General features: G+C 39.0%; 20 protein-coding genes. 18 read left to right on the top strand and 2 right to left on the bottom strand.

Annotated elements, in window-relative coordinates:
* Positions 1–486: 486 nt before the first annotated feature.
* Both ACFIK6_RS06665 and ACFIK6_RS06660 read right to left on the bottom strand, forming a co-directional pair.
* A complete protein-coding gene (locus ACFIK6_RS06665) occupies positions 487–723 on the bottom strand; it encodes an EexN family lipoprotein (RefSeq protein ID WP_375642300.1) in 237 nt (78 codons plus the stop codon).
* Between the two features lie 1,053 nt (positions 724–1,776).
* Complete coding sequence (locus tag ACFIK6_RS06660) at positions 1,777–2,502, bottom strand: hypothetical protein (RefSeq protein ID WP_375642299.1); 726 nt, start codon at positions 2,500–2,502, stop codon at positions 1,777–1,779.
* A gap of 397 nt (positions 2,503–2,899) precedes the next feature.
* On the opposite strand from ACFIK6_RS06660, the gene ACFIK6_RS06655 reads away from it, so the two are divergent.
* From ACFIK6_RS06655 to ACFIK6_RS06570, 18 genes are all read left to right on the top strand, one after another.
* A complete protein-coding gene (locus ACFIK6_RS06655) occupies positions 2,900–3,220 on the top strand; it encodes a TrbC/VirB2 family protein (RefSeq protein ID WP_375642298.1) in 321 nt (106 codons plus the stop codon).
* Positions 3,221–3,529, top strand: coding sequence for a type IV secretion system protein VirB3 (locus ACFIK6_RS06650; RefSeq protein WP_212112790.1), 309 nt, complete (start codon positions 3,221–3,223; stop codon positions 3,527–3,529). It begins immediately after the preceding gene.
* A 22-nt stretch (positions 3,530–3,551) separates the two neighbouring features.
* Positions 3,552–5,906 carry a VirB4 family type IV secretion/conjugal transfer ATPase gene (locus ACFIK6_RS06645; protein WP_375642311.1) on the top strand — a complete coding sequence of 785 codons (2,355 nt, stop codon included), beginning with the start codon at positions 3,552–3,554 and terminating at the stop codon, positions 5,904–5,906.
* Positions 5,903–6,388: a type IV secretion system protein VirB5 gene (locus ACFIK6_RS06640; RefSeq protein WP_375642297.1), complete on the top strand. Its 486-nt coding sequence runs from the start codon at positions 5,903–5,905 to the stop codon at positions 6,386–6,388. The genes ACFIK6_RS06645 and ACFIK6_RS06640 overlap by 4 nt, the downstream gene beginning before the upstream one ends.
* Positions 6,375–7,361, top strand: a complete 987-nt coding sequence (locus ACFIK6_RS06635) for a type IV secretion system protein (protein ID WP_375642310.1) — start codon at positions 6,375–6,377, stop codon at positions 7,359–7,361. The genes ACFIK6_RS06640 and ACFIK6_RS06635 overlap by 14 nt, the downstream gene beginning before the upstream one ends.
* Positions 7,362–7,571: 210 nt before the next feature.
* Positions 7,572–7,886 carry a type IV secretion system protein VirB7 gene (locus ACFIK6_RS06630; protein WP_375642296.1) on the top strand — a complete coding sequence of 105 codons (315 nt, stop codon included), beginning with the start codon at positions 7,572–7,574 and terminating at the stop codon, positions 7,884–7,886.
* Positions 7,840–8,544, top strand: coding sequence for a virB8 family protein (locus tag ACFIK6_RS06625; protein ID WP_375642295.1), 705 nt, complete (start codon positions 7,840–7,842; stop codon positions 8,542–8,544). The genes ACFIK6_RS06630 and ACFIK6_RS06625 overlap by 47 nt, the downstream gene beginning before the upstream one ends.
* Positions 8,541–9,407 (top strand): P-type conjugative transfer protein VirB9, encoded by an 867-nt coding sequence (virB9, locus tag ACFIK6_RS06620; RefSeq protein ID WP_273723689.1) that lies wholly within the window; start codon positions 8,541–8,543, stop codon positions 9,405–9,407. Before ACFIK6_RS06625 ends, virB9 begins: the two co-directional genes overlap by 4 nt.
* Positions 9,400–10,560 (top strand): type IV secretion system protein VirB10, encoded by a 1,161-nt coding sequence (gene virB10 / locus ACFIK6_RS06615; RefSeq protein ID WP_375677482.1) that lies wholly within the window; start codon positions 9,400–9,402, stop codon positions 10,558–10,560. The genes virB9 and virB10 overlap by 8 nt, the downstream gene beginning before the upstream one ends.
* Complete coding sequence (virB11, locus tag ACFIK6_RS06610) at positions 10,557–11,627, top strand: P-type DNA transfer ATPase VirB11 (RefSeq protein WP_375657031.1); 1,071 nt, start codon at positions 10,557–10,559, stop codon at positions 11,625–11,627. The genes virB10 and virB11 overlap by 4 nt, the downstream gene beginning before the upstream one ends.
* Before the next feature lie 66 nt (positions 11,628–11,693).
* A complete protein-coding gene (locus ACFIK6_RS06605) occupies positions 11,694–11,909 on the top strand; it encodes an antitoxin VbhA family protein (RefSeq protein ID WP_273723692.1) in 216 nt (71 codons plus the stop codon).
* 10 nt (positions 11,910–11,919) lie between these two features.
* A complete protein-coding gene (locus ACFIK6_RS06600) occupies positions 11,920–13,554 on the top strand; it encodes a BID domain-containing T4SS effector (RefSeq protein ID WP_375677481.1) in 1,635 nt (544 codons plus the stop codon).
* Between the two features lie 156 nt (positions 13,555–13,710).
* Entirely contained in the window at positions 13,711–15,627 is a 1,917-nt protein-coding gene (gene traG / locus ACFIK6_RS06595; protein WP_375677480.1) for a Ti-type conjugative transfer system protein TraG, read from the top strand.
* Between the two features lie 1,052 nt (positions 15,628–16,679).
* Positions 16,680–16,880, top strand: coding sequence for a hypothetical protein (locus ACFIK6_RS06590; protein ID WP_273723696.1), 201 nt, complete (start codon positions 16,680–16,682; stop codon positions 16,878–16,880).
* Positions 16,881–16,890: 10 nt separating this feature from the next.
* The gene (locus ACFIK6_RS06585) at positions 16,891–18,489 is read left to right on the top strand and encodes a BID domain-containing T4SS effector (RefSeq protein ID WP_375642309.1); all 1,599 of its coding nucleotides are present in this window, start codon (positions 16,891–16,893) and stop codon (positions 18,487–18,489) included.
* Between the two features lie 313 nt (positions 18,490–18,802).
* Complete coding sequence (locus tag ACFIK6_RS06580; protein ID WP_375657026.1) at positions 18,803–20,110, top strand: BID domain-containing T4SS effector; 1,308 nt, start codon at positions 18,803–18,805, stop codon at positions 20,108–20,110.
* A gap of 340 nt (positions 20,111–20,450) precedes the next feature.
* Positions 20,451–21,281, top strand: coding sequence for a BID domain-containing T4SS effector (locus tag ACFIK6_RS06575; protein WP_375677479.1), 831 nt, complete (start codon positions 20,451–20,453; stop codon positions 21,279–21,281).
* Between the two features lie 342 nt (positions 21,282–21,623).
* Positions 21,624–22,916: a BID domain-containing T4SS effector gene (locus ACFIK6_RS06570; protein WP_375642287.1), complete on the top strand. Its 1,293-nt coding sequence runs from the start codon at positions 21,624–21,626 to the stop codon at positions 22,914–22,916.
* Positions 22,917–22,997: the final 81 nt, after the last annotated feature.

Genomic DNA, 22,997 nt, shown 5'->3' with positions numbered 1-22,997 from the left:
AACAATCAAAATCATTCGCTTGCATACCACAAGCTGGACTATGTGTAGATAAAAATGATTTAAGAAAAGAATACTCCCTCTTATGAACCATCTCAAGTGCCGTGCGCTATACCATTAGGCGCTGGCAAAGTGAATGATGGTGCCCCTTTTTACTTTAAAAGTGTAAAGATAGTGGAACACAATAGATTTTATATTATGAGGCTTTACCATTATACCACTCACAAACACCGCCATGAAATAGGCTTGGGTTCCTTAAGGGCTGTTTCTATAAGACAATGCTATCCAGTTTTCTCGTGATCATAATCCTCAATCTAACAACGTTGGAACAAACAATAGGATTGCAAATATAATTTTGGAAGCTCACCTGAAAGATGAAAAATGACAAAAATTTCCGTTATAAAAATTAAAGAAGCAACTATTCGTTGAGCCGTAATTTCTTTATTTTAGAATTTTTATATCATACTTTACTGTTAAGATTCATGATCGTTAAAACGCGTGACCACGGTCTGTAGAATCAAGCTTTGGCGAGAAAAACATTTCAGTATCTGCTTGTAAGACATTTTGACAATTTTTAGATTCCTTAACAGTTTGTCCTGAAAGAAAACACTTCTTTCCCCATTCTTCCCTTAATTTTGTATCTTTCTTAAAATCTTCTACGCTATAGGTTTTTTCACACCCCACTACGAATAATAGAGCTGTGCATAATAAAATAATTTTTTTCATTTTACCCCTCTTTAAATACCTTATCTGTTAACATCATCCCCTAAATGGGTTTTTAATTTTCATACTATATGAGAATACATCCTTACTATCACATGCTTGCTTTCAAAATGAACACTCTAAAGTAAAATAACGCCAGAAGAGCTAACAACAGCTATCGTATCAGTTTGTCATAAAATACAATGAGAAGGAAAAAGCCTAAACTGAGTAAAAAGGACGAAATCAGAAGGCGCACTCATGTTTTGTCCAACTGATTTCAAATAGTGACATTGCAATAGGAGCCGCGCCCCTCGCCCTATAGAAAGCCTATAAGTATAATGCTCAGTATCACGATCAATGAACGGACAAAGCCATTACAAAAAAGTATGAGCTCTTTTTACCTAACTGTATGTCGATTATTGTTTCCCCCATCGAATGCTTAAATAAAAACGTCTTATGATATGTAGAAAACAATCAACAAGGCAAATCATTTTTACGAAGATTTCTTCGTATAGAGTCTATGTAAAATCCATCCATCATTTAGGAGTCTGAATTTAAAAGCAGATAATTATGAAAGCTTTGCAAAGAAAGCAATAGATTGATCACTTTTAAAGAAGTAAAAAACGTAATCCAATCCTGAAGACAAAATTCTGATGAAAAAAACTTTTGCTATGAATTCTTTTAAGGCACTGTAAAATATGCTATCCGTTATATCAAACGTTATCCCATTTTGAGGTCTGTTCATTTTTTACTTTTTCAACTTCGCTCTAAAAATCCATTTCTTAAGCGTTTTTTTATCATCTCACTTTCTCCTTCAAACACAAATACTCAAAAACGCTTTGCCACCAACAATGAAGTTTTTCTGCTTTTATAAAACACATAAGTAAAAACAGAGAAGCGATTTTGAGAGCAAACCTCCCTCGAAAAGGGAAGTATCATCCATTTACTTCACAAACGAAAATAATCTCACGGTTTATTCAAATTTGCCCCATAGTCTTTTGCCCTATGCTCTGGTGCAATTTTATTGATAAAGTTTTCTCTATAAAAGATTTAAGTAAATATGTTCGTTAAAACCAATCACGGATTTGCAAAGGGATTGTAAGACCCATTATCTCGCCGCCATTTTAAAGGTTCAGTGAAATCACTTGACCAAAGACCGATCTTGTTGTTGCGTGCTTTTTCTTCTGCATGATGGTACTGGGTTGGAATAGGATTTTTCCCCTCTTTTGAGAGTACCAACATACCTTCTGTAAGACCTGCCTCAGCTAAATCAACCCCTTGAACAAAACATTGCGCATAATAAACACCATTGTGCATCAGAGCCTGTTTACAGGATAAATCCTGCCCAAGTGTTTTGGTGACAAGCCAAGCCGTTGTAACCGCACCACAAGGCCATTCTTGATCATTTAATTTTGCTTTTTGGCGTGGTGCACATGTGTCTACACCATAAAGATGAATATCACGGGTGATATATGAGCGCCAAGATTGTGCAGCAGGCGTCAGTAATTTAAATGTAACCCCACTTGTAACAGAGGCCTTACCATGAAAAACAACAGCATTATTTGCAACATCATTTAATGAAACACTCTTCTGCAAATCGAGAGCTGGTTCATTTTTTTCTAATTGCTGTTTGGTGGTAGATTTGCCCAACTTCTTTTCTTCTCCATAAAGATGGACAATATCTTGGATATCTTGCATCTCAAATGTTTTAAGAATGCTGAAATCCATTTTATCTTTATATTGACTTAATCCCCACACTATGGAACCCATAATGTAAACAATAACAATCAATTTAAATAGCATTTCTTAACACGCTCGCTCAAAAAGTTCATTGTTTTTCTATCCTTTCACATTATTTATCAGCAATCCCATTGTTTTTAAAGAAAAAATTCAAATATCTGTGTTGCATATTAACTACATTTTGTAAAGAATAACATTCCTTCTTGCATTGTTTTAATATTATTGTCTTTACCAACATATACAACTTAAAATTGCCATTTTCATGTAACACAATCGCAGTTTGAAAAGACTTCTGTCTCTTTAAGAAAAGAGTTTGAGAGTGAGCAGATCCACTATCAAGGCTTTTAAAACAAATAAATGAGGAAAATTTAACTGTCATCAAATGACAGCATTCTTCAGTTTCTTAGAGGCAATGGAATGTCGACATATGAACAAATATTATTTGTTAAAGAGAGGTAAAATGACAGATAATAGATTCCAAAACATCATTTTTATCGTAACCATGCTGCTTTTTACGGCAGTTTTTGTATCTGATCTTTCTTATGCTGCTTCTACTGCTGGTGGAGGTGGTTTCGGGAAGCTCGATGGTGTTTTAGACAACATTGTCACAATGATGACGGGTCCAACGGCAAGGCTCATTGCAATTATATGTGTTGCTGCTGTGGGGATTGGCTGGATGTACGGCTTTATTGATTTACGCAAAGCAGCTTACTGTGTTCTGGGGATTGCTATTGTTTTTGGTGCCCCCACTCTCGTTGGTAAATTAGCGGGCACAACATAAATGAACGAAGATACTCTTTTCCTTGCCTGTACGCGCCCAGCCATGTTTGCTGGTGTTACAATGGAAGCGATGGCGCTTAATGTCATGGCGACATCCATTCTTTTCATTTTGACGAGTGATTTTACCATGTTTGGTCTTGGGATTGGGATGCACTTTATTTTGCGAGAAGTGACAAAGTATGACCACAACCAATTTCGCGTATTATTTGCATGGCTCAATACCCGAGGAAAACAAAAAAATCTCAACCGATGGGGAGGAGGTTCGACCTCCCCCTTGCGCCTTATCCGCACTTATAAGGAACTAAGCTGAAGGAACGAAGCTGGTGAAACAGATGTCAATAATGAAACGGGAAACTTTGCCTGAAGAATATATTCCCTATATACGCTACATCAACCAACATGTCGTTGCTTTAAATTCACGCTGTTTAATGGTTGTGATGGCTGTTGAGGGTATAAATTTTGACACTGCGGATATTGATCAATTAAATTCTTTACACAACCAATTAAACACCCTTTTAAAAAATATCGCAGACGAACGGCTTGCTTTATATTCTCACATCATCCGCCGCCGTGAAACGATATACCCAGAAGGTCATTTTCTTTCATCTTTTGCAACAACATTAGATGAAAAATATAAAAAGAAAATGGTTTCGCAAGAACTGTATAGAAATGATCTGTTTATTTCACTGCTTTGGAATCCGGCAGCGGATAAAACAGAAAAGCTGGTTTCATTTTTTCAGCGCTTGAGCAAAGCGAAGAAAACACAATCTGAACCCGATGAGGAAGCTATTCGTAAACTCGAAGAGTTAAGTCAAGATCTTATGCAAGGTTTGGAAGAGTATGAAGTCCGTCTGCTATCAATCTATGAACATGAAGGGCTTTTATTTTCCGAACAAAGTGAATTTCTCCACCAGCTAGTGGGGGGAAGACGTGAACGTATTCCTCTCACCTTTGGAACTATTGCTTCAACGATTTACTCGGATCGTGTTATTTTTGGGAAAGAAATTATCGAAATTCGCCATGAAAGCAATGAACGCTTTGTGGGCATGTTTGGATGGAAAGAGTATCCTTCTAAAACACGCCCAGGTATGACTGATGGTCTGCTTACGGTGCCATTTGAATTCATTTTAACACAATCCTTTGTCTTTAAAAGTAAGGCAGCCGCCAGTGTGATTATGAGCCGCAAACAAAATCAAATGATCAATGCGGCTGACCGTGCTAGCTCACAAATTGATGCACTGGATGAAGCGTTAGATGATTTAGAATCAAACCGTTTTGTTTTGGGTGAACATCACATTTCTTTAGCTGTTTTTGCTGATCATCCCAAAATATTGACTGAGAACTTATCAAAAGCACGAGCCCATTTAACCAATGGGGGAGCCGTAATTGCCAGAGAAGATCTAGGATTGGAAGCAGCATGGTGGGCACAGCTTCCTGGGAACTTTAGCTATCGTGCGCGTTCAGGCGCCATTACTAGCAGAAATTTTGCCGCTTTATCGCCCTTCCATTCTTTCCCCGTTGGCAAACTGAACGACAATGTTTGGGGCGCTGCTGTCGCATTACTAAAAACACAGGCTGGTTCACCTTACTATTTTAATTTTCATTATGGCGATCTTGGCAACACGTTTGTTTGTGGTCCATCGGGATCTGGTAAAACAGTGATTGTCAATTTTCTTCTTGCACAATTACAAAAGCACAATCCAACAATGGTTTTTTTTGACAAAGATCAAGGAGCAGAGATCTTTGTACGAGCTGGAGGAGGGAAATATAAACCTTTAAAAAATGGACAACCCACGGGTATTGCTCCCTTAAAGGGCATGGAATACACTGAAAAAAATAAGATCTTTCTTCGTAATTGGATCTTAAAGCTGGTGACCGCTGAAGGGCAAATCGTAACAGAAGAAGAGCGACAAGATATCGCCAAAGCCATCGATTCCTTGGAAAACTTACCAAAAAACCAGCGCTCTCTTGGTGCCCTTCAACTGTTTTTTGACAACACATCCAAAGAAGGGATTGCCATACGGCTACAACGCTGGATTAGAGGCAATGATTTAGGATGGGTTTTTGATAATGATCAAGATGATCTCAATTTAAATGCCCAGTTCATTGGATATGACATGACCGATTTCTTAGACAATGAAGAAATTCGGCGCCCCTTAATGATGTATCTCTTTCACCGCATTCTTGATTTGATTGATGGACGACGCATCATTATTGTCGTTGATGAATTCTGGAAAGCTTTAGAAGATGATTCATTCAAAGCTTTTGCGCAAGATCGGCTCAAAACGATCCGTAAACAAAATGGCATGATGCTCTTTGCAACACAAAGCCCTAAAGATGCTTTGAACTCAACAATCGCGCACACAATTATTGAGCAATGCCCCACCCAAATATTTTTTCCAAATCAAAAAGCAAATTACAATGACTATGTCGAAGCTTTCAAACTTACTGAGCGTGAATTTGAACTGATACAGTCAGAGTTAAGCAGAGAATCTCGCCGTTTTCTCATCAAACAAGGACAAAGTTCCGTCGTTGCAGAACTTAACTTACGTGGAATGAATGATGAGATCGCCGTTTTAAGCGGCACAACAAAAAACATTGAACTCATGAATGAAATTATCAACGAATATGGAGCTGACCCAAACAAATGGCTGCCCATATTTTATCAAAGGAGAAAAAATCAATGAAAAAATATGGCTTAGTTACACTGTTATCTTTTTCTTTTATTTCTCATGCAATATCACAAACGACACCCGATGCCGATGAATATTATAAACAAGCACTCGAGAATACACAAAAATTAGATGCTGCAAAATCAGAAACAGCTGAAACCGTTTATAAGACTGCAACAGATACTGCAAAAAAAATTAAAGAAATAAGTCAACAACTTGAAAATATTAAATCAAAATCAGACACAAAACCTGAAGAATTGCAAATCCTTCGACAAGAGCTTCAAGTAAAACTTGTCCTTCTTCAAGCCGATCTTCAAGTGGCTTCTTTAAAACTTCAGTCTCTTGATATGATTCAGGCAAGAGATACGAAAACAAAAGACGAAATGCGTGAAGAAAAGGAACAACAAAAGCATAAACATCTTGAGGCACAATTAAAAGAAAAAGAAAAACAATTAAAAGAAAAACTTGAAAGTACGCGTACAAATGTCAGACTTTAGTTTTTCTCCTTTTGAAAGCGTTTCTGGGTATATTTTAAACCCCTTAGATAATGTGATGGACACAACGGTGAGTGGGCTATCTTCTGCTATTTCAGCGCCCTTAAATCTCGCCGCAATCATTTTTATCTTTCTTTATGGCTATAATGTTATGACGGGTCGCGTTGCACTTTCTATGCATAGTCTTCTTAATAATGTTGTTAAAATCGTTGTTGTAACAACAATGGCAACGAATGCAGATACATTTAATACGTATGTCAAGGATATTTTCTTCAATGATTTATCCAATGCTATTGGGAATGCGCTTAACAGCAATCCTGCAAGCTCCAATGTTTTTGATTATATTTTGTTAAAAGCAAGTTCGCGCTATCAAGAGGTCTTATACAATGCTTGGTTTTTTGAAAAGATCATTGTGGGTCTTCTTGGTTCTATCATGCTTTTAGCCGTTATTCTTTTTTGTATAGGTGGTTTTATTGTGCAAATGTTTGCACAAGTTGCACTCGTCATGATTATAGGTCTTGGGCCTCTATTCATTAGTTTATATTTGTTTAATGCAACGCGAAAATACACCGATGCATGGATTACAACTTTGATCAATTTTACCATTTTACAAGTTCTCGTGATCATGCTTGGAACAATTATATGTCAAGTTATCCTACAGGTTCTCAAAGTTTCATATGAATCAATTTACGTTCTTTTCCCCCCTGTCATCGTCATTTCGATCATAGGGGTTATTATCTTCCGTGCGCTTCCCGGTATTGCAACAGCGCTGTCCTCTGGCGGACCATACTTTAATGCTGGTGTTTCTTCAGGAGGACAGGTTTTCACAATGCTTTCCAATAGTGCAAGAACGAGTGGTAACGCAATAAAAAGTGCCACTTTACAAATCGCAGGAGCTGCCGGTAACGCTTCTAAAGGTGCGGCAGGTGCGGCGGCAAAAGCAGGAAGATCTGGAGGTGGTCGTGGTCGGTTTTAAGATAAAGCACCTCTTTAAAAGAATAAGCATTTTTGTTTTTTCCTTGCGTGCGCCCTTTGGCGCATGCGCCATGATCCTGTTCCAGATAAGACCTAACATCTTGGGTCTTACAACAAAGCCAATCAAAATCTTGCATCACATAAACTTGTAAAAGTGCCCCGAATAAAGGCTCTCATGCATTGTATTTCAAGATATTTGTGAGTTCAAAAAATGAAACGAAAAATAACTTTTGTTATGGCCCTAACAATCGCTCTTACTGGTTGTGCCTCTTTGAGTGGCCCCAAAAAACCACCACGCTGTAATGGCAAACATACACGTGCTTTAAATAAAGATAAGTGGAATTGGGACAATAAAAACGTTGTCCATCCAGAAAAGAGCGTAAAGCCTGTTACCACTCCCATCATTCTCAATACTTTGGAAAATGAAAAAGCACCAGCCAATTTGGCACTCAATACAGCTTTATTAAAGCCGGTTATTCATGAAGCACGATCTGATAAAACTGTGGAGGTTATGCGTGAAAAGTGATGCCCTTGAAGAATACATAAAAGAAGCGCGGTCATTTGACATTGATCGCATGCATAGCATGCGCGTGCGGATGAAAGTTTCCATGGCTTTAACAGTGCTTTTTGGATTGATGACGATTGCGCTGGCTTTAGCTGTCGCAGCTTTGACGCCTTTGAAAACGGTAGAGCCTTTTGTTATCCGCGTGGATAACTCAACAGGCATTATTGATACTGTAAGCGCCCTAAAAGAATCCCCTAACGACTATGATGAAGCGATAACGCGTTATTTTGCCAGCCAATATGTTCGTGCGCGTGAAGGTTTTCAAGCATCAGAAGCAGAAAACAATTTTCGCTTAGTTTCTCTTTTATCTTCTCCAAAAGAACAAAACCGTTTTGCAAAATGGTATGCGGGCAATAATCCAGAAAGTCCGCAAAATATTTATCATAACATGATTGCTACGGTCACAATTAAATCAATCTCTTTTATAAGCAAAGATCTTATCCAAGTTCGTTACTATAAAACGATCAGAGACTTGAATGAAAAAGAAAATATTTCCCATTGGGTTTCAATCTTAAATTTTTCCTACGTAAACGCACATATTTCAACGTCTGACCGTCTCATCAACCCACTTGGTTTTCAAGTATCAGAATATAGATCTGATCCAGAGGTGATAAAATGATCAGACTTTTACAAACAATCTTTTTAATTTTTACGATCACTCTCAGCTTTCACACAGTCCTCTCATTTGCGGAAACAGCGCCTGTCAGTGCACGTAAAGATAACCGCATCAGATTTGTCAATTATGACCCTTACAACGTTGTACAAATCATTGGCTCCATTCGCTCTTCAGTTCAGCTGGAATTTGCCGATGATGAAAACGTGACCTATGTAGGAATTGGAAATTCCGTTGCTTGGCAAGTTGCACCGGCTGGTCACTTTGTTTTTCTCAAGCCACGTGAAGTCCAACCTGTGACCAATTTACAAATTGTCACAAGCCGCCAAGATGGCACACAACGCTCTTATCAATTCGAGCTGCAAGTCCGTGAAGGCGATGTTTCAGCCGGCAATGAGACGTATTTCTTGGTAAAGTTTCGTTATCCAGAAGATGAAGCCTTGCGTAAGAAATTAGCCGAAATAGAGAAAGCAAAACAACGTGAAGAAAACTTTGTCAATGATATTTTAAATATCCATGAAGATTTTGGACCACGCAATTGGGCTTATGAAGCCCAAGGCTCATCCCTCATTGAACCTGCTTCTGTTTATGATAATGGGAAAACAACAACCTTTACTTTTTTAGGCAACATTGAAATCCCTGCCATTTACATTGTATCGCCTGATGGGCAAGAAGCGCTTATTCCCAAATCGATTAAAGGCAACAAGGTTATTGTTCACGCAACAGCTGCACAATTCACGCTACGGCGTGGAAATGAAGTATTGTGCATCTTTAATAAAAGGTTCGTACCAGAAGGAATTAACCCTGAAACAGGTACGACATCACCATCTGTACAACGTAAAATGAACCTAGGAAGCAGCCATGAATAACACCGTGGATGAAAAAAGCATTAATGATCGCGATACCATAAAAAATGCTCAAGGAAAAAGTCAACAGAACAATGTGGGGAAAGCTATTGCTCTTATTATTCTTTTCAGTGTCTGTCTTTATTTAGCCTATTCAACACTTGTTACAGACAAAAAACAACCAATTGAATCCTCAAAAGAAGGAAAAGTTATAAAACAAACAGAGCTTTTTCGCCCTGCAAAGCCTACCCCTCCCCCCTTTGAACAACCTCAACGAAATAACGCTCTATTGCCAAAAGTCGAGCTACCAACACCAAACATCAATCAATTAAATTCTGATAACTCACTGCTGGAAGCAGCACAACGTGCTCCTGTATTAGCTTATGCCAGTACACAACAAGGCAAAATAGATTCACAAACAAATAATGGTGCTTTGCCTCACCAACTTGAAAGCAAACCTGATGAAACAACGCAACGTTTTAATCATCTTCTCAAACCCACAGTGCTTGAAGGTATTCGTGCTTCAACCCTCGGCAATCGAAACTACATCATCGCGATGGGAACTTCTATCCCTTGTATTTTAGAAACAGCCATCAACAGTGATCAACAAGGTTTTGCCAGTTGTATTGTCTCCAGAGATATCTTATCAGACAATGGTCGTGTTGTCCTTCTTGATAAAGGCACCCAAATTGTTGGTGAATATCGCGCCGGCTTGAAAAAAGGTCAAACACGTCTCTTCGTGCTATGGAATAGAGCAAAAACCCCTAATGGTATCATTATATCCTTAGCTTCACCTGCAACAGACAGTTTAGGGCGTTCTGGTATAGATGGAGATATTGATAACCATTGGCTCGAGAGGATTGGGGCTGCGCTTCTTGTATCACTGATAAAAGATGCGACAAACTATGCCAATAAACATTTATCAAAAAAACAGGAAAAAGAAGAAACTGAAACAATCTCTTCAGGACAAAACATCGCAAACATTCTCGTAGAAAATTACGCCAATATTCCTCCAACATTATCCAAAAACCAAGGGGAAATGGTGAATATCTTTGTTGCCCGCGATTTAGATTTTTCCAGTGTTTATAAATTGAAAGTCATCGAAAACAAAAAACAAATTATCAATCGAGCTGTTTCAAGAAACTTTTACAAAAATTCGGCGGTACCTTTAGAATGAACTCAAATTTACATACCATGAGCGATGAAACCGTTGCGATTGTTCTCACAAAACTTGAACCTATTAGTGCTTTTTTGAAAGATGATAGTCTTTTTGAAATTGTTATCAATCGTCCCTATCAAGTAATGACGGAAGGGTTTGATGGATGGAATACAATAGAAGCACCGGCTCTCTCTTTTAATGAGCTTATGGGGATTGCGAAAGTTGTCGCGTCCTATTCCAAGCAAAACATATCCGATAAAAACCCAATATTATCTGCAACTCTACCAGGAAATGAGCGTATTCAAATTGTCATTCCGCCGGCTGTCGAAAAAGACACGATTAGTATGACAATTCGTAAACCATCATCGCAGAGTTTTTCTCTCGAAGAGCTGGCAAATAAAGGCCTCTTCTCGCTCTGTGAACAGATATCTTTCACGCCATTAAATGATTATCATTCTCGTTTTAACGAACTCAAAATCATTGAGCACAACTTAGCTCATGCCTACTGTAATAAAGACTTTGTCTCCTTTTTAAATCAAGCTGTAAAATGCCAGAAAAATATTTTAATTGCAGGAAAAACTGGTTCGGGTAAAACAACATTATCAAAAGCATTAATTGCTAAAATCCCTCAAGAAGAGCGTATTATCACCATTGAAGATACCCAAGAATTGGTGATACCGCACCCTAACCATGTCTCAATGTTCTATTCAAAAGATGGACAAGGCTTAGCCTCTGTTGGACCCAAAGAATTGCTTGAATCATCTTTACGGATGCGTCCTGATCGCATTCTTTTGCAAGAACTTCGAGATGGTACAGCCTTTTATTATATCCGCAATGTCAATTCAGGTCATCCAGGTTCCATTACAACAGTTCATGCCTCAACAGCCCTTGCAGCCTTTGAGCAAATGACCCTTTTGGTCAAAGAAAGTGAAGGCGGTGGTGATTTAGAGCGTGATGATATTCGAGGACTGTTGATTTCAATGATTGATATCATCATCCAATGCAACCGAGTTGAAGGAAAATTTAAGGTCACAGAAATTTATTATGATCCCTTCAAACAACGAAACATCTTTGGAGGAGATTAAAAGAAGATCACACCGGCTGCCAAAGGCTCTTTTCAAGCAACGATTGTACATCAAAAGGAAAAATGCATGAAAACCACAGCAACAGAAAACAGAGAAAATCTTTTATCGATGACAGTGGAAGAACTAAAACAACGCCGTGAAGCCGTTGAAGCAGCCATTAGCACCCATGCGATAGAGGGCATAACGCTACATTCCAAAACGCTGAAAATTTTAGAAGAATACGCAAAGGGGAATATTTCGCTAGAGGAATTTAACACTCTGATGGACAACACGACATTATAAGGAGGCCACAATGCCAAAAGCCAAAGCAAAAACAAAAAATATGCAGACAGTTTCTCCCCATCATTATGTCTATCCAAACACCACAACACTCAAAAATAAATATGGAATAAAAGACTTACAATCCTTTCTGGAGAAATGCTCGCATGATACAGCAAAAGCGATGGTTAATCTGCGTGAAGATCCCCTACCAGAAAAATTTGATAGCGCCTATCTATGCTCTATTCATTATCAGTTGTTTAAAAATACCTTTGAATGGGCTGGTCATCTTCGCCACCTCCCCTTTACATTTGAAGATGGCACTACAGCCGCCATGCCCGAAATGAAAAGAACAGGCTGGGAAAATCCTTTTGCACTCGGCGATGAAATCCAAGACGGTTTACAAAAATTAGATCAAACGCTTGCCGAAAAAGATAATTTGCAAGGCTTAACGCGCGAGAAATTTAACGCTGAAGCGATAAGCTTATTTAACGCCCTTAACCAACTTCATCCTTTTAGAGAAGGCAATGGACGCACACAACGGGTCTTTTTTGAAAAGCTTGCTCAAACAGCAGGGCATCAGCTTGATTTTTCACTTGTCACAAAAGAACGCATGATGCTCGCCAGTGTCGCTGTAGCAGAAAATGGTGATCTAGAACCTATGCAACATCTGTTTGAGGATATCTCCAATCCCAATAAAATACTTCTTTTAAAAGAATTCATGAGCAGCATGAAAGAACTTGGACGCAATGTGAATGATCGCCCTGTGATGGTAACAAAAGAAGGTGAAACCTACACGGGCACCTATAGAGGTGCTGGTCTTAACAGCTTTGCCTGCAATGTAAAAGGAGCTTACATCATCGGCAATAAAGAACAGCTCACACCAGAACAACTCAAAACATTAAAACCCGGTGACAAATTTACCTTTACAGTCCCAAAAACAAAAGAGCTTGAAAGCATTCTCATTCCAGAAGAAAGATTAGTCCCTTTGACAAAAAATGAAAAGGCTAAAATGGTTGCAGAAGATTCTTGCGTCCACGCAAGCCTAAAACAGGTCCAACAATTGTCAAAAATTGTTTATGGTAGTAAAAAAACATTGGACAAACAGATGGTGGAAATCATCAAAAATCCACACTTAGGCCAACAGCTCGCCAACCAGATTGAAAGAACACCGCACTCTGTTTCTCATCTTGCAGGTTTCAGTTTATGTGGACTACAAAATCAGGCACGCGCAAACGCTAAAAATCATCTTGAGATGCTCTGTAATGCCGTTGCAAATTTCACACATGCTGTAAAATATGCGGAGAAGGAAATTACTCAAGAACATGCAACAGAACAAAATCGCCGTGCAAAAACGGTAAAAATGCCAAGTCAAAGCTTGCAAGACCTCTTCGCCTTGCCAAAAGGATTACAGCAAGAAGCTTTAACAAAAAATCCTTTACTTCAAAAAGAGCTTACCGACTTTGTAAAAAACATCAATACCCGCCTCTCACCAGATGAACATAAAGCAGTCCAAAATAATGACTCTGAAACATTGGCTCAAAGCATTGGTGTATCAGAAAATAAAGCCAAACAAATTACACAAATTATTAAGCAAACCAAAGAAGTACACCAGCAAGCACAAGTATGCACAATGCACCGTTCCAAAGCATTCGCTATGGCTTGCTGAGAATAGATAAAACCTTCCACCTTCATTGAAAAGGGGGAAGAAATGAAAACTGTTTGGCGTTATCGGTGCTTTTTCAAAAAAGAGAGAGTTTAATATCACACACCTGAAAAAAGAGCTTTTCGCAGCATGTTCTGATAGAATTGAAAGTAGAATATAATGAAATATACCAAAACACAAATGGTGCTTATTTTAACACCGATCGCTTTAGGTGCTTTAACGATATTCCTTGTTCCTCATTTTTTGTTATTTATAACAAATGGACTAAAGAGCGATCAAATTTATTGGACTCTTCGTTCTGAGCCTTTATTAGTCTTAGCACTAACGGCTGCTGTTTCATTGTTGTATAGTCTCTCGCAAAAACTGCACTTACGTAAAATAATCGCTTTTGTCTCCGTTGTCTTTTTTGGAACAACCGCTCTTTACTATATTGGTGGTGAAATAAAACGTTTAAGTCCCTATGTTGGTCAACAAGGAATAACGTGGAGCTATGCGCTTCAATTCATGGACCCCATGGTTGTCTTTGGCATCATCATTGGTGGTTTTCTTTCCATCATTCAATTCGTAACAACCTCTCCACCTAAAAATAAGGTCAAGCGTGCAAAAAAAGGTGTTTTTGGTGAAGCAGCTTGGATGAATTTAAGGGAGGCAGCAAAAATCTTTCCTGCCAATGGGCAAATTGTTGTGGGTGAAAGATACCGTGTTGATCAAGACAATGTGTGCAAAATTCCCTTTGCACCTGGCAATAAAACAACATGGGGAAAGGGTGGGACAGCCCCTTTGCTAACCTTTAATCTTGATTTTGGTTCAACCCATATGATCTTTTTTGCTGGTTCTGGTGGCTATAAAACCACAAGTACAGTAGTTCCCACGTGTTTAACCTATCCTGGGTCTATTATTTGTCTTGATCCTTCAACAGAAGTTGCCCCAATGGTCAAATTTGCGCGTCAAAAGATGGGAAATAGAAATGTCATTGTTCTCGATCCCAATTCATTTTTAACAAAAAATTTTAATGTCATCGATTGGCTTTTAGACGATAGCGTACCACGCACACAACGCGAAGCGAATATTGTAAGCTTTTCTAAGTTGCTTCTTACAGATAAAAAATCAGACAATTCTTCAGCGGAATATTTCTCGACACAAGCCCATAATCTTTTAACAGCTCTTCTTGCTCATGTTATATTTTCTGATGAATATGAAGACAGCGAGCGCAATTTAAAAACATTGCGTGGCATTCTCTCTCAATCAGAAACAGCTGTTGTTAATCAATTACGTATGATTCAAGAAACAACCCCCTCTCCTTTTATTCGTGAAATGGTTGGTATTTTTACAGAAATGGCAGAGCAAACTTTTTCAGGAGTCTATACAACCGCTTCCAAAGACACTCAATGGCTTTCTTTGTCCAATTACGCAGATCTTGTCTGCGGAGATGATTTTTGTTCCTCAGATATTGCAAATGGCAATACAGATGTTTTTCTCAATCTCCCCGCAAGTATTTTAAACAGTTATCCAGCTATTGGACGTGTGATTATTGGCGCCTTTCTCAATGCCATGGTTACAGCAGACGGCAACTATAAAAAGCGTGTTTTATTTGTCCTAGATGAAGTTGATCTTCTAGGCTATATGAATATTTTAGAAGAAGCGCGCGATCGTGGACGTAAATACGGTATATCCTTAATGCTTTTTTATCAATCCTCTGGTCAGTTGGTCAATCACTTTGGAGAAGCTGGAGCACGTTCATGGTTTGAAAGCTGCTCCTTTGTCAGCTATGCTGCCATTAAAGACTTCCAAACTGCCAAAGACATTTCAGAACGCTGTGGACAAATGACTGTTGAAGTAACCGGAACAAGCAAATCAAGAGGCTTATCTTTAGGAAAGAGTTCATACAACGTCAATTACCAACAAAGAGCCCTGATTTTACCTCATGAGGTCATTCAAGAAATGCGTCAAGATGAACAAATTATTCTTATGCAAGGTCACCCCCCTTTGCGATGTGGTCGCGCCATCTATTTCAGAAGAAAAGAAATGTTAGCCGCAGCTGCAAAAAACCGCTTTGCCCCACAAAAGAAAAACTAACCTCCTCTTATGAGATCTTGATTATGAAAAGAACAACCACAGAAACAACATACATTTCTGTTTTTTAAAAGCCCTTTAACAAAAAGTTTTTGACCACTTCCTCACACACATAAGAAAAACATGATAGGAAAATCCGTGTTTTTTTCTTTTTGTATTTTGTGTATCGTTTTACCAGCGCCCATCGTCTTTATAAAAATACCCCCCCCTCAAATCACCGAATAACTAAATCAACATCTCCACTTGGGAAAGGCTGTAAATACATTCCTACAAAGCCTTTTTGTGTATAATTTATCTCCTACAAACAATCAAAACATTTCACAACGCTAATCACCAATCTCAAGACTCAAGAAAAACAAAAATTTGATCTTTGAGACAAGAACTCTCAAAATACCTACACTCAAGAACATCGTTTTTTCGCAAAAACATTTAAGATATACATCAAAATGAATAAATCATTCTTATACAAGCTTTTCCCCCTTTACGATATCATAACGTGTTCTATTTTAAAGATAAAGCGCTGAAAAAAGGATTTTCTCCCTAAGCAAAGAAAGAGTTTCCTCTCTTATTAAGCTTACAGCAGCGCAATACAATAAGAGCAACAATACAGAATAAAAAACATTTTGTTTTAAAAAAACACATAAACAAGATGTTCATGTAGAGCAATAAGAAAAACATCATGGAGAAAAATTCTTGATAACTGCTTTTGCCTATAAATTCACCACTCTAAGTACTGTGTATGAAAAGGACCAACACCATTCGCAAACCAAGGGCGATTGCACCCATCATATCCACGATCTTCATCAAAGCGCTCTTGCAAACAACTTTGTTAAAGGAAAAAACAACAATTTTAAGCAGTTTTTTCTTTTTGACCTCTTCCTTACACCTCAAAGAACAAAGGTTTTATCCAAAGTCAATTTGTAGAAAATTCATTTTCTGTCCACTCATGGGATTCATATCAGCGCCCTCAATACCTGTATTTTACAATACAAGATAACAAACATAAGGAAACATCAGAAAAGCTTTCCAAAAGTAAATGAAAAAAGAAAATATACATGAAAACAATCACAACAGAACATTTAGCATTTCTCACACCAAAAACATTTCAAAAGTATCACAAAACGATTGATACAACCATTCATACACTTGAGGGAAAAATACGACCAATCATAACACCAAAAATCTCAAAAGAATACGCGAAGGGGAATTTTTCACATGTAGCGTTTAAGACGCTTATCAACCACCACCCTACCTAGGAGAGATTATATGTTAGAGCAAAATTATCTATATAAAGGTACCCTAACACTTAAAAATAAATATGGCATAAAAGACCCCAAAAAACTGTATGAGCGCTGTGCCCATGATACCGCCAGAGAAGCCGTCAATTTTCGCCATGAACCACTTCCACAAAAATTTGATTCCAGTTATTTAAAATTAATCCACTGGAGCCTCTTCCACAAAACTTTTGAATGGGCAGGACAAACCCGCGATACATTCTTTACATTTGAAGACGGCACCTCTGCCCATATGCCGGCGATGCGTCCCAAAGGTTATGAAGTTCCTTTTGCTGTTGGTCCACAAATAAAAAAAGAGCTAAAACAACTCGAAAAAACACTTAATGAGAAGAACAATTTAAGAGGTTTATCGCGCCAAGAATTTGCTGGAAATGCCGCTGAAGTTTTTATGGCGCTCGAGCACGCACATCCTTTCAGAAAAGGGAATGGGCGCGTAAATCGAATGTTTATGGAAAAACTTGGACAAGCAGCAGGACATACCATTGACTTTTCTTTCATCACAAAAGGGCGCATGACAGCAGCTTGTATTGAGGCCATGCAATATAGCAATCCCCAACCGATGAAAGATCTTTTTGAAGATATCACGCATCCGCAAAAGTCTCTTGTTTTAAAAGAATTCATCTCCCAAATGAGAAATGCTGGACTGGATGAAATTAACAATCGTATTGTTGTTGCCGCAAAAGAAGGGATCCCCTATGACGGCATCTTTAGAGGTTTTTCAGCAGAAGGTTTTGTTATGGAAGTAGAAGGTGCTTTCGTCGTTGGCCACAAAGATGATCTCCCCCCAGAACGCGTCAAAACATTACAAAACGGTGCCCGCCTCTGCTTTCAAAAAACCAACGTTCAAAGCTTAAAAGAAACACTGATCCCAAAAGAGACATTAGCACCTCTCACCCATGAGGAGTTATTCACGAGAACTTTAAATGATCCTTATGTTGAAGCATGCCGAAAACAAATCGAAAATTTATCAAAACTCGTTTATGGTAAAGCCCGCGCCTTAAAGACAAAAATGGATATCTTAACGGCAGATCCAAGCTTAGGAAATCAGTTTGCCGATGAGATTTTACAAAACCCTCAATCCATTTCTAAACTTTCAGGAAGAAAAATACTTGGCATGAAAAGTCCAAATCGCAGACAAGCAGAACAAACTGCTCCACAACTCAGCCAAGCCCTTAAAAATTATGCCATAATAACACAACAAACAAAAGAAGAAATTTTAGAGCAACATCAAAGAGAACAAAATCGTCTGAGCCACACTGTCGAAACACCTAAAAAAAATTTACAAAACCTGTTTGCCTTACCAAGAGAACAACAAAAGGAAGCTTTATTGCATTCTCATTCACTGCGACAAGAACTCCATCACTTTTCGCGCCAACTACACAATCGTCTCTCCTCAGAAGATCGTAAAGCCATACAAGAAAAAGATTATGCCAGACTAGCTTGCCTCCTTGGAACATCGGAAAGCAAAGCAAAAGAAATTGCGAATACTGTAAAGAACACCCAAGAAGTACAATGTCAAGCCCGCAGCTTGAAAGTTAGTCGCTCTTCATCGCTTGCTCTCACCGGCTAAAAACGCGTGAACTTTTGCCTTCCAGCAGACTCTTGGCGCAAATCATTTTACCTCCATTGCGCTCACCAATTGTTTTAAAATGTTACAAAAAACAGTCATAAAAATGAATCCTGTAATTTACTATAACTTATTGATAATATTTCATAAAAAAACTGTATAAAAGACATAAATATCTACTATATGTCAATGTGAATAGCGCGAAATCTTTGGAGGTCATTCAATTCGATATCTTCCTTGTGTCTTGAAGTTATCAAAAAGTGGGGAATGCGCCAAAGCCAAAGAGGTTTTCTAAAAATATTGAAAGGAAACAGCCATGAAAAAAAGTCACCCAACCGCTTCTACCAATGTAGAGGGACCAAATCGACAAGTCGACCAACAAAACCTAGGAGCTCCTAATGTAGAAGACCTCTACGCAAAGGTTAATAAACCACCCAAAGAACAGCGCACCCCACCTCAATACACACTTCAACAACCACCAGAAACGGTCCATGCTCCCAAAAAGCCACTTGACCAACAAAATCTAGGAACTCCTAATGTAGAAGAGCTCTATGCAAAGGTTAATAAACCACCCAAAGAACAGCGCAACCCACAGCAATATACGCTTCAACAACCAGAAGAAACAATCTATGCTCCCAAAAAGCCACTTGACCAACAAAACCTAGGAGCTTCTGGTGTAGAAGAGCTCTATGCAAAGGTTAATAAACCTCCCAAAGAACAGCGCAACTCACCTCAATATACACTTCAACAACCAGAAGAAACAATCTATGCTCCCCAAAGACCACTAGGAAATCCCTATGACAGACTTGGTGGAATACCAAGTGATGGGCGACGCACCGACAAACTCGTAGATCCCTATGCAGTAACGGATCTGGAGGCGCAAGGTTGGCAAACGTCCCCCTACGACACAGTTGGTGGAGGTGCACAGGGTAGGCATTCTTCCCATGAACCAGAACATCTCTATGCAGAGCTTGAATTTGGTGAAAGTGGTGGTCTCTCTCCCCAAAAATCACTCGAATCTGTCTATGCAACGGTTGGCATGGGGGCTGAAGGCGGGCAAGAGTCTGAACAACTAGAAAATCCCATATATCAAGGCGTTGGCGGAGGCAAAATCTCCCCTCCCAGAACCGCAAAAGATGTTGTTACAACAAAGCTTTTACAAAATACAAGCTTTCAATATGGTGTAAGAGAAATCCAAGAGCGATGCAAAGTTGTTTATGGTAACGAGCATGCTTTGAATCAACAATTGGCTAAAATTCTTGACGATCCTCGAGAAGGAGAGAACGTCTTATGGGACCTTACAGTAAATCCTCAAAGCGCTGGTAAGCTTGCAGGTCACAAAATACTTGGTGTAAAATCTCCAAGCCGCAGAGAAGCTGAAGAGGAGTTTACCCACCTTTACTCAGCTCTTGAGAGACATATACATAACACCCAAAAGCTCCATAAACAATTTACACATGAACATGAAAGAGGTCAAAAACACGAAGGTCCAGAAAGAGACCCAGAACACAGACATCACCACCATCATCGTCATCATCACACAAGAGGGCAAGAACAAAATAGTCCAGAACACAGCCCACAACGACAAAGACATGGCGAAAAAGGAATGGCTTTTGCCATGTAAGTGAGCCCCCATAAAAGTACATAAATTTTTCTTTTTCATTGAATTTCTTTTTCATTGAATTTCTTGGCGCAAATCGTTTCATTACGATTGCGCCAAGAGTTGTTTTAAAATATTACAAAAAATAGTTCTAAAAGTGGACCCTGTAATTTATTGTAACTTATTGATAAAATTTCATAAAAAAACTGTATAAAAGACACAAATGTCCGTTACATTGACCCTGAATAGCGCGAAATCTTTGGAGGTCATTCAGTTGGATATCTTCCTTTGTACAAAAGTTATCAAAACTAAAAGTGGGGAATGCACCAAAGAGGTTTTCTAAAAATATTGAAAGGAAACATGCATGAAAAAACATCATCCACACCCTTCTGCAAATCCAGAAGCCCTCTATGCAACAGTTAATAAACCAAACAGAGGAAACCAGCGCACACCAACCCCAGAAGAAGAAGTTCTATATGCATCTGTGAGCAGCACTACTGCTTCAAGAAGTAGACACCATCATCAAAGGAGAGAAGATCCTGAAACAGACTATACAGAGGTTGCTCCCCCAAAACGCGAAGCTGAAGTTACATACGCATCCGTGAGCAGCGCTGCTGCTTCAAGAGGTAGACACCATCATCAAAGGAAAGAAGATCCTGAAACAGACTATACAGAGGTTGCTCCACAACAAAGAGGAAGAGCTTCATCTTCCCTCACATCTGAGCAAATAACTGTCATACTTTTAAAAAATCCACATGTCCAAGCATATGCAGAAGAGATCGTGCACTGGGGTAAGGTCGTTTATGGCAATGACAATATTTTCCAGACGCATTTGCAAGGAATACTTACAGATCCCCGTAAAGGAAAAGAGCTTTCAGATCAACTTGCTGAAAATCCTGAATCTATACATAAACTCGCTGGCCGCCAAGCACTTGGCTTAAAAAATCAAGCACGCAAAGCAGCTGAAGAAGGTTTTAAACCACTCGTTGATGCTCTTGATGGTTATACAAAGGCTGTAACAGAAGCAAAGGAGAGGCTCTTGCAAACCCCTCAAGCGGAGCAAAGACGCCATCAAGAAAATTCTCAGCAAGCTGAAAGAGCTCATCATCGTCATCATCACGCAAGAGGACAAAACCAGGAGAGTCCAGAGCACAGCCCACAACGACAAAGACACGGTATGGCTTATGCCATGTAAGGGGATATAAGTATAAAGACGATAGTTGTTATTTTTCGTTTAATCTCTTTTTCAGTGAGTTTCTTGGCGCAAATCGTTTCATTACGGTTGCGCCAAAAATTGTTTTAAGATGTTACAAAAAAGAGTCCTAAAAATGGATTCAGTAATTGACTATAACTTATTGATAAAATTTCACAAAAAAACTGTATAAAAGACACAAAGCTCCATTACGATGATCATAAATAGCGTAGATCTTTGGAGACCACTCAATTTTAATATCTTCTTATAAAAACCATAAAAGCATAAAGGGCGAGAGTGTGCACCAAAGAGGTTTTCTAAAACAATTCTTGAAAGGAAACATGCATGAAAAAAGATCACCCTCACCCTTTTCCATCTCCTTCAATACAAGAACTTATAGAGCTCTATGAAAAAGCAGCAGCAGAGGTCTCAGGCAGAGCCCCTCTCCCTAAAGAAACGTCTTCAAAAAGCAAACGCAAAAGACTATCAACGATACCGGAAAAAGATGAGGAAAGACTCTCTCTTTTAAGAGAAGAAACTGTACATGCATCAACAAATGCAACAACGCCTCTCACAAGAAGCGGTTCTACCAAAAGGCAGCAACAACCTGAAACGACACACACAATAGTTACTTCACAAGTTACCCAAAGGGCAACAAGAGTTCTCTCAGAGGAAGAAATCATTCTATTGCTTCCACACCATTCATTGGTTCAAACCTATCAAGAAGAAATTCAACGTTTATCTGCAAATGCCTATGGCAATCCCGACATTTTACAAGAAAAAATGCAGGAAATTCAAAGAAATCCTGCTGCAGGAGAAGAACTCTCATGGCGCATGGCAGCCCATCCTGAAAGTATCGCGAAACTTTCCGGCACCAGCATGTTGGGCATCAAAAATCAAACACGCAGACAAGCAGAAGAGAGTTATTCCGCTCTCAGTGTCACCATTGATTGTTACACAGAAGCTGTAAAACAAGCAAAAGAGAGCCTCTTACAATCTCCAGAGCAAGAACTCAAAAACTATGAACGTTTAATGGGAAAGACGGCCGTCGCTGAACTTCTACAAAAACCGGCTCATTCTCAAAGAGAAAAACAAACTCTTTCAGAGACAGAAATTTTCACCCAAATTCAACAACATTCAAAAGTCAAAAGACACCATGCTCAAATCCAATATTGGTGCAAAGTTGTTTTTGGTAACGCAAACATTTTGCAATCACAAGTGGAAACACTTTTCCAAAACCCTGAAACAATAGAAGCACTCGCACAGCAACTTGTCGAAAATCCTCAATCTTTTCACAAGTACGCTGGTGTCAGTTTTTGTGGCTTTAGAAATCAAGCGCGCAGACATGCTGAAGCGGGTCTTTCTCACCTCATTGACGCCGCTGACAACTATGCAACAGCTGTCACACAGGTCAGAGAAAAAATTTCAAGAACTCAGCAGACAAAACAAGAACGCCATGAAGCATCTTCTGAGAGAGCGCAAAACTTGCAGCAACAACAAAGCATCTCACAGTCTGCTCAACGCCTTGACTCTTCAACAGTAACGCATGAAGGAACAACACCCCTTGGACAACAAAGAGAAACAGATTTTCGTCCTCGCAAAACTGCCGCGCCAAAAGCAATGGCTTTTGCCAGCTAAACAGACATAAGTTTTCATGGCGTATCCAATCTCTTGGCGCAACACGAGGACAGAGATGTTTGCGCCAAGAAAGAGAGAAAA

It is taken from the genome of Bartonella sp. AS69XJJH (assembly GCF_042195585.1).
Taxonomy (GTDB): Bacteria; Pseudomonadota; Alphaproteobacteria; order Rhizobiales; family Rhizobiaceae; genus Bartonella.
The sequence above is the reverse complement of the archived record's forward strand: the minus strand, read 5'-3'. Positions and strand labels throughout refer to the sequence as shown.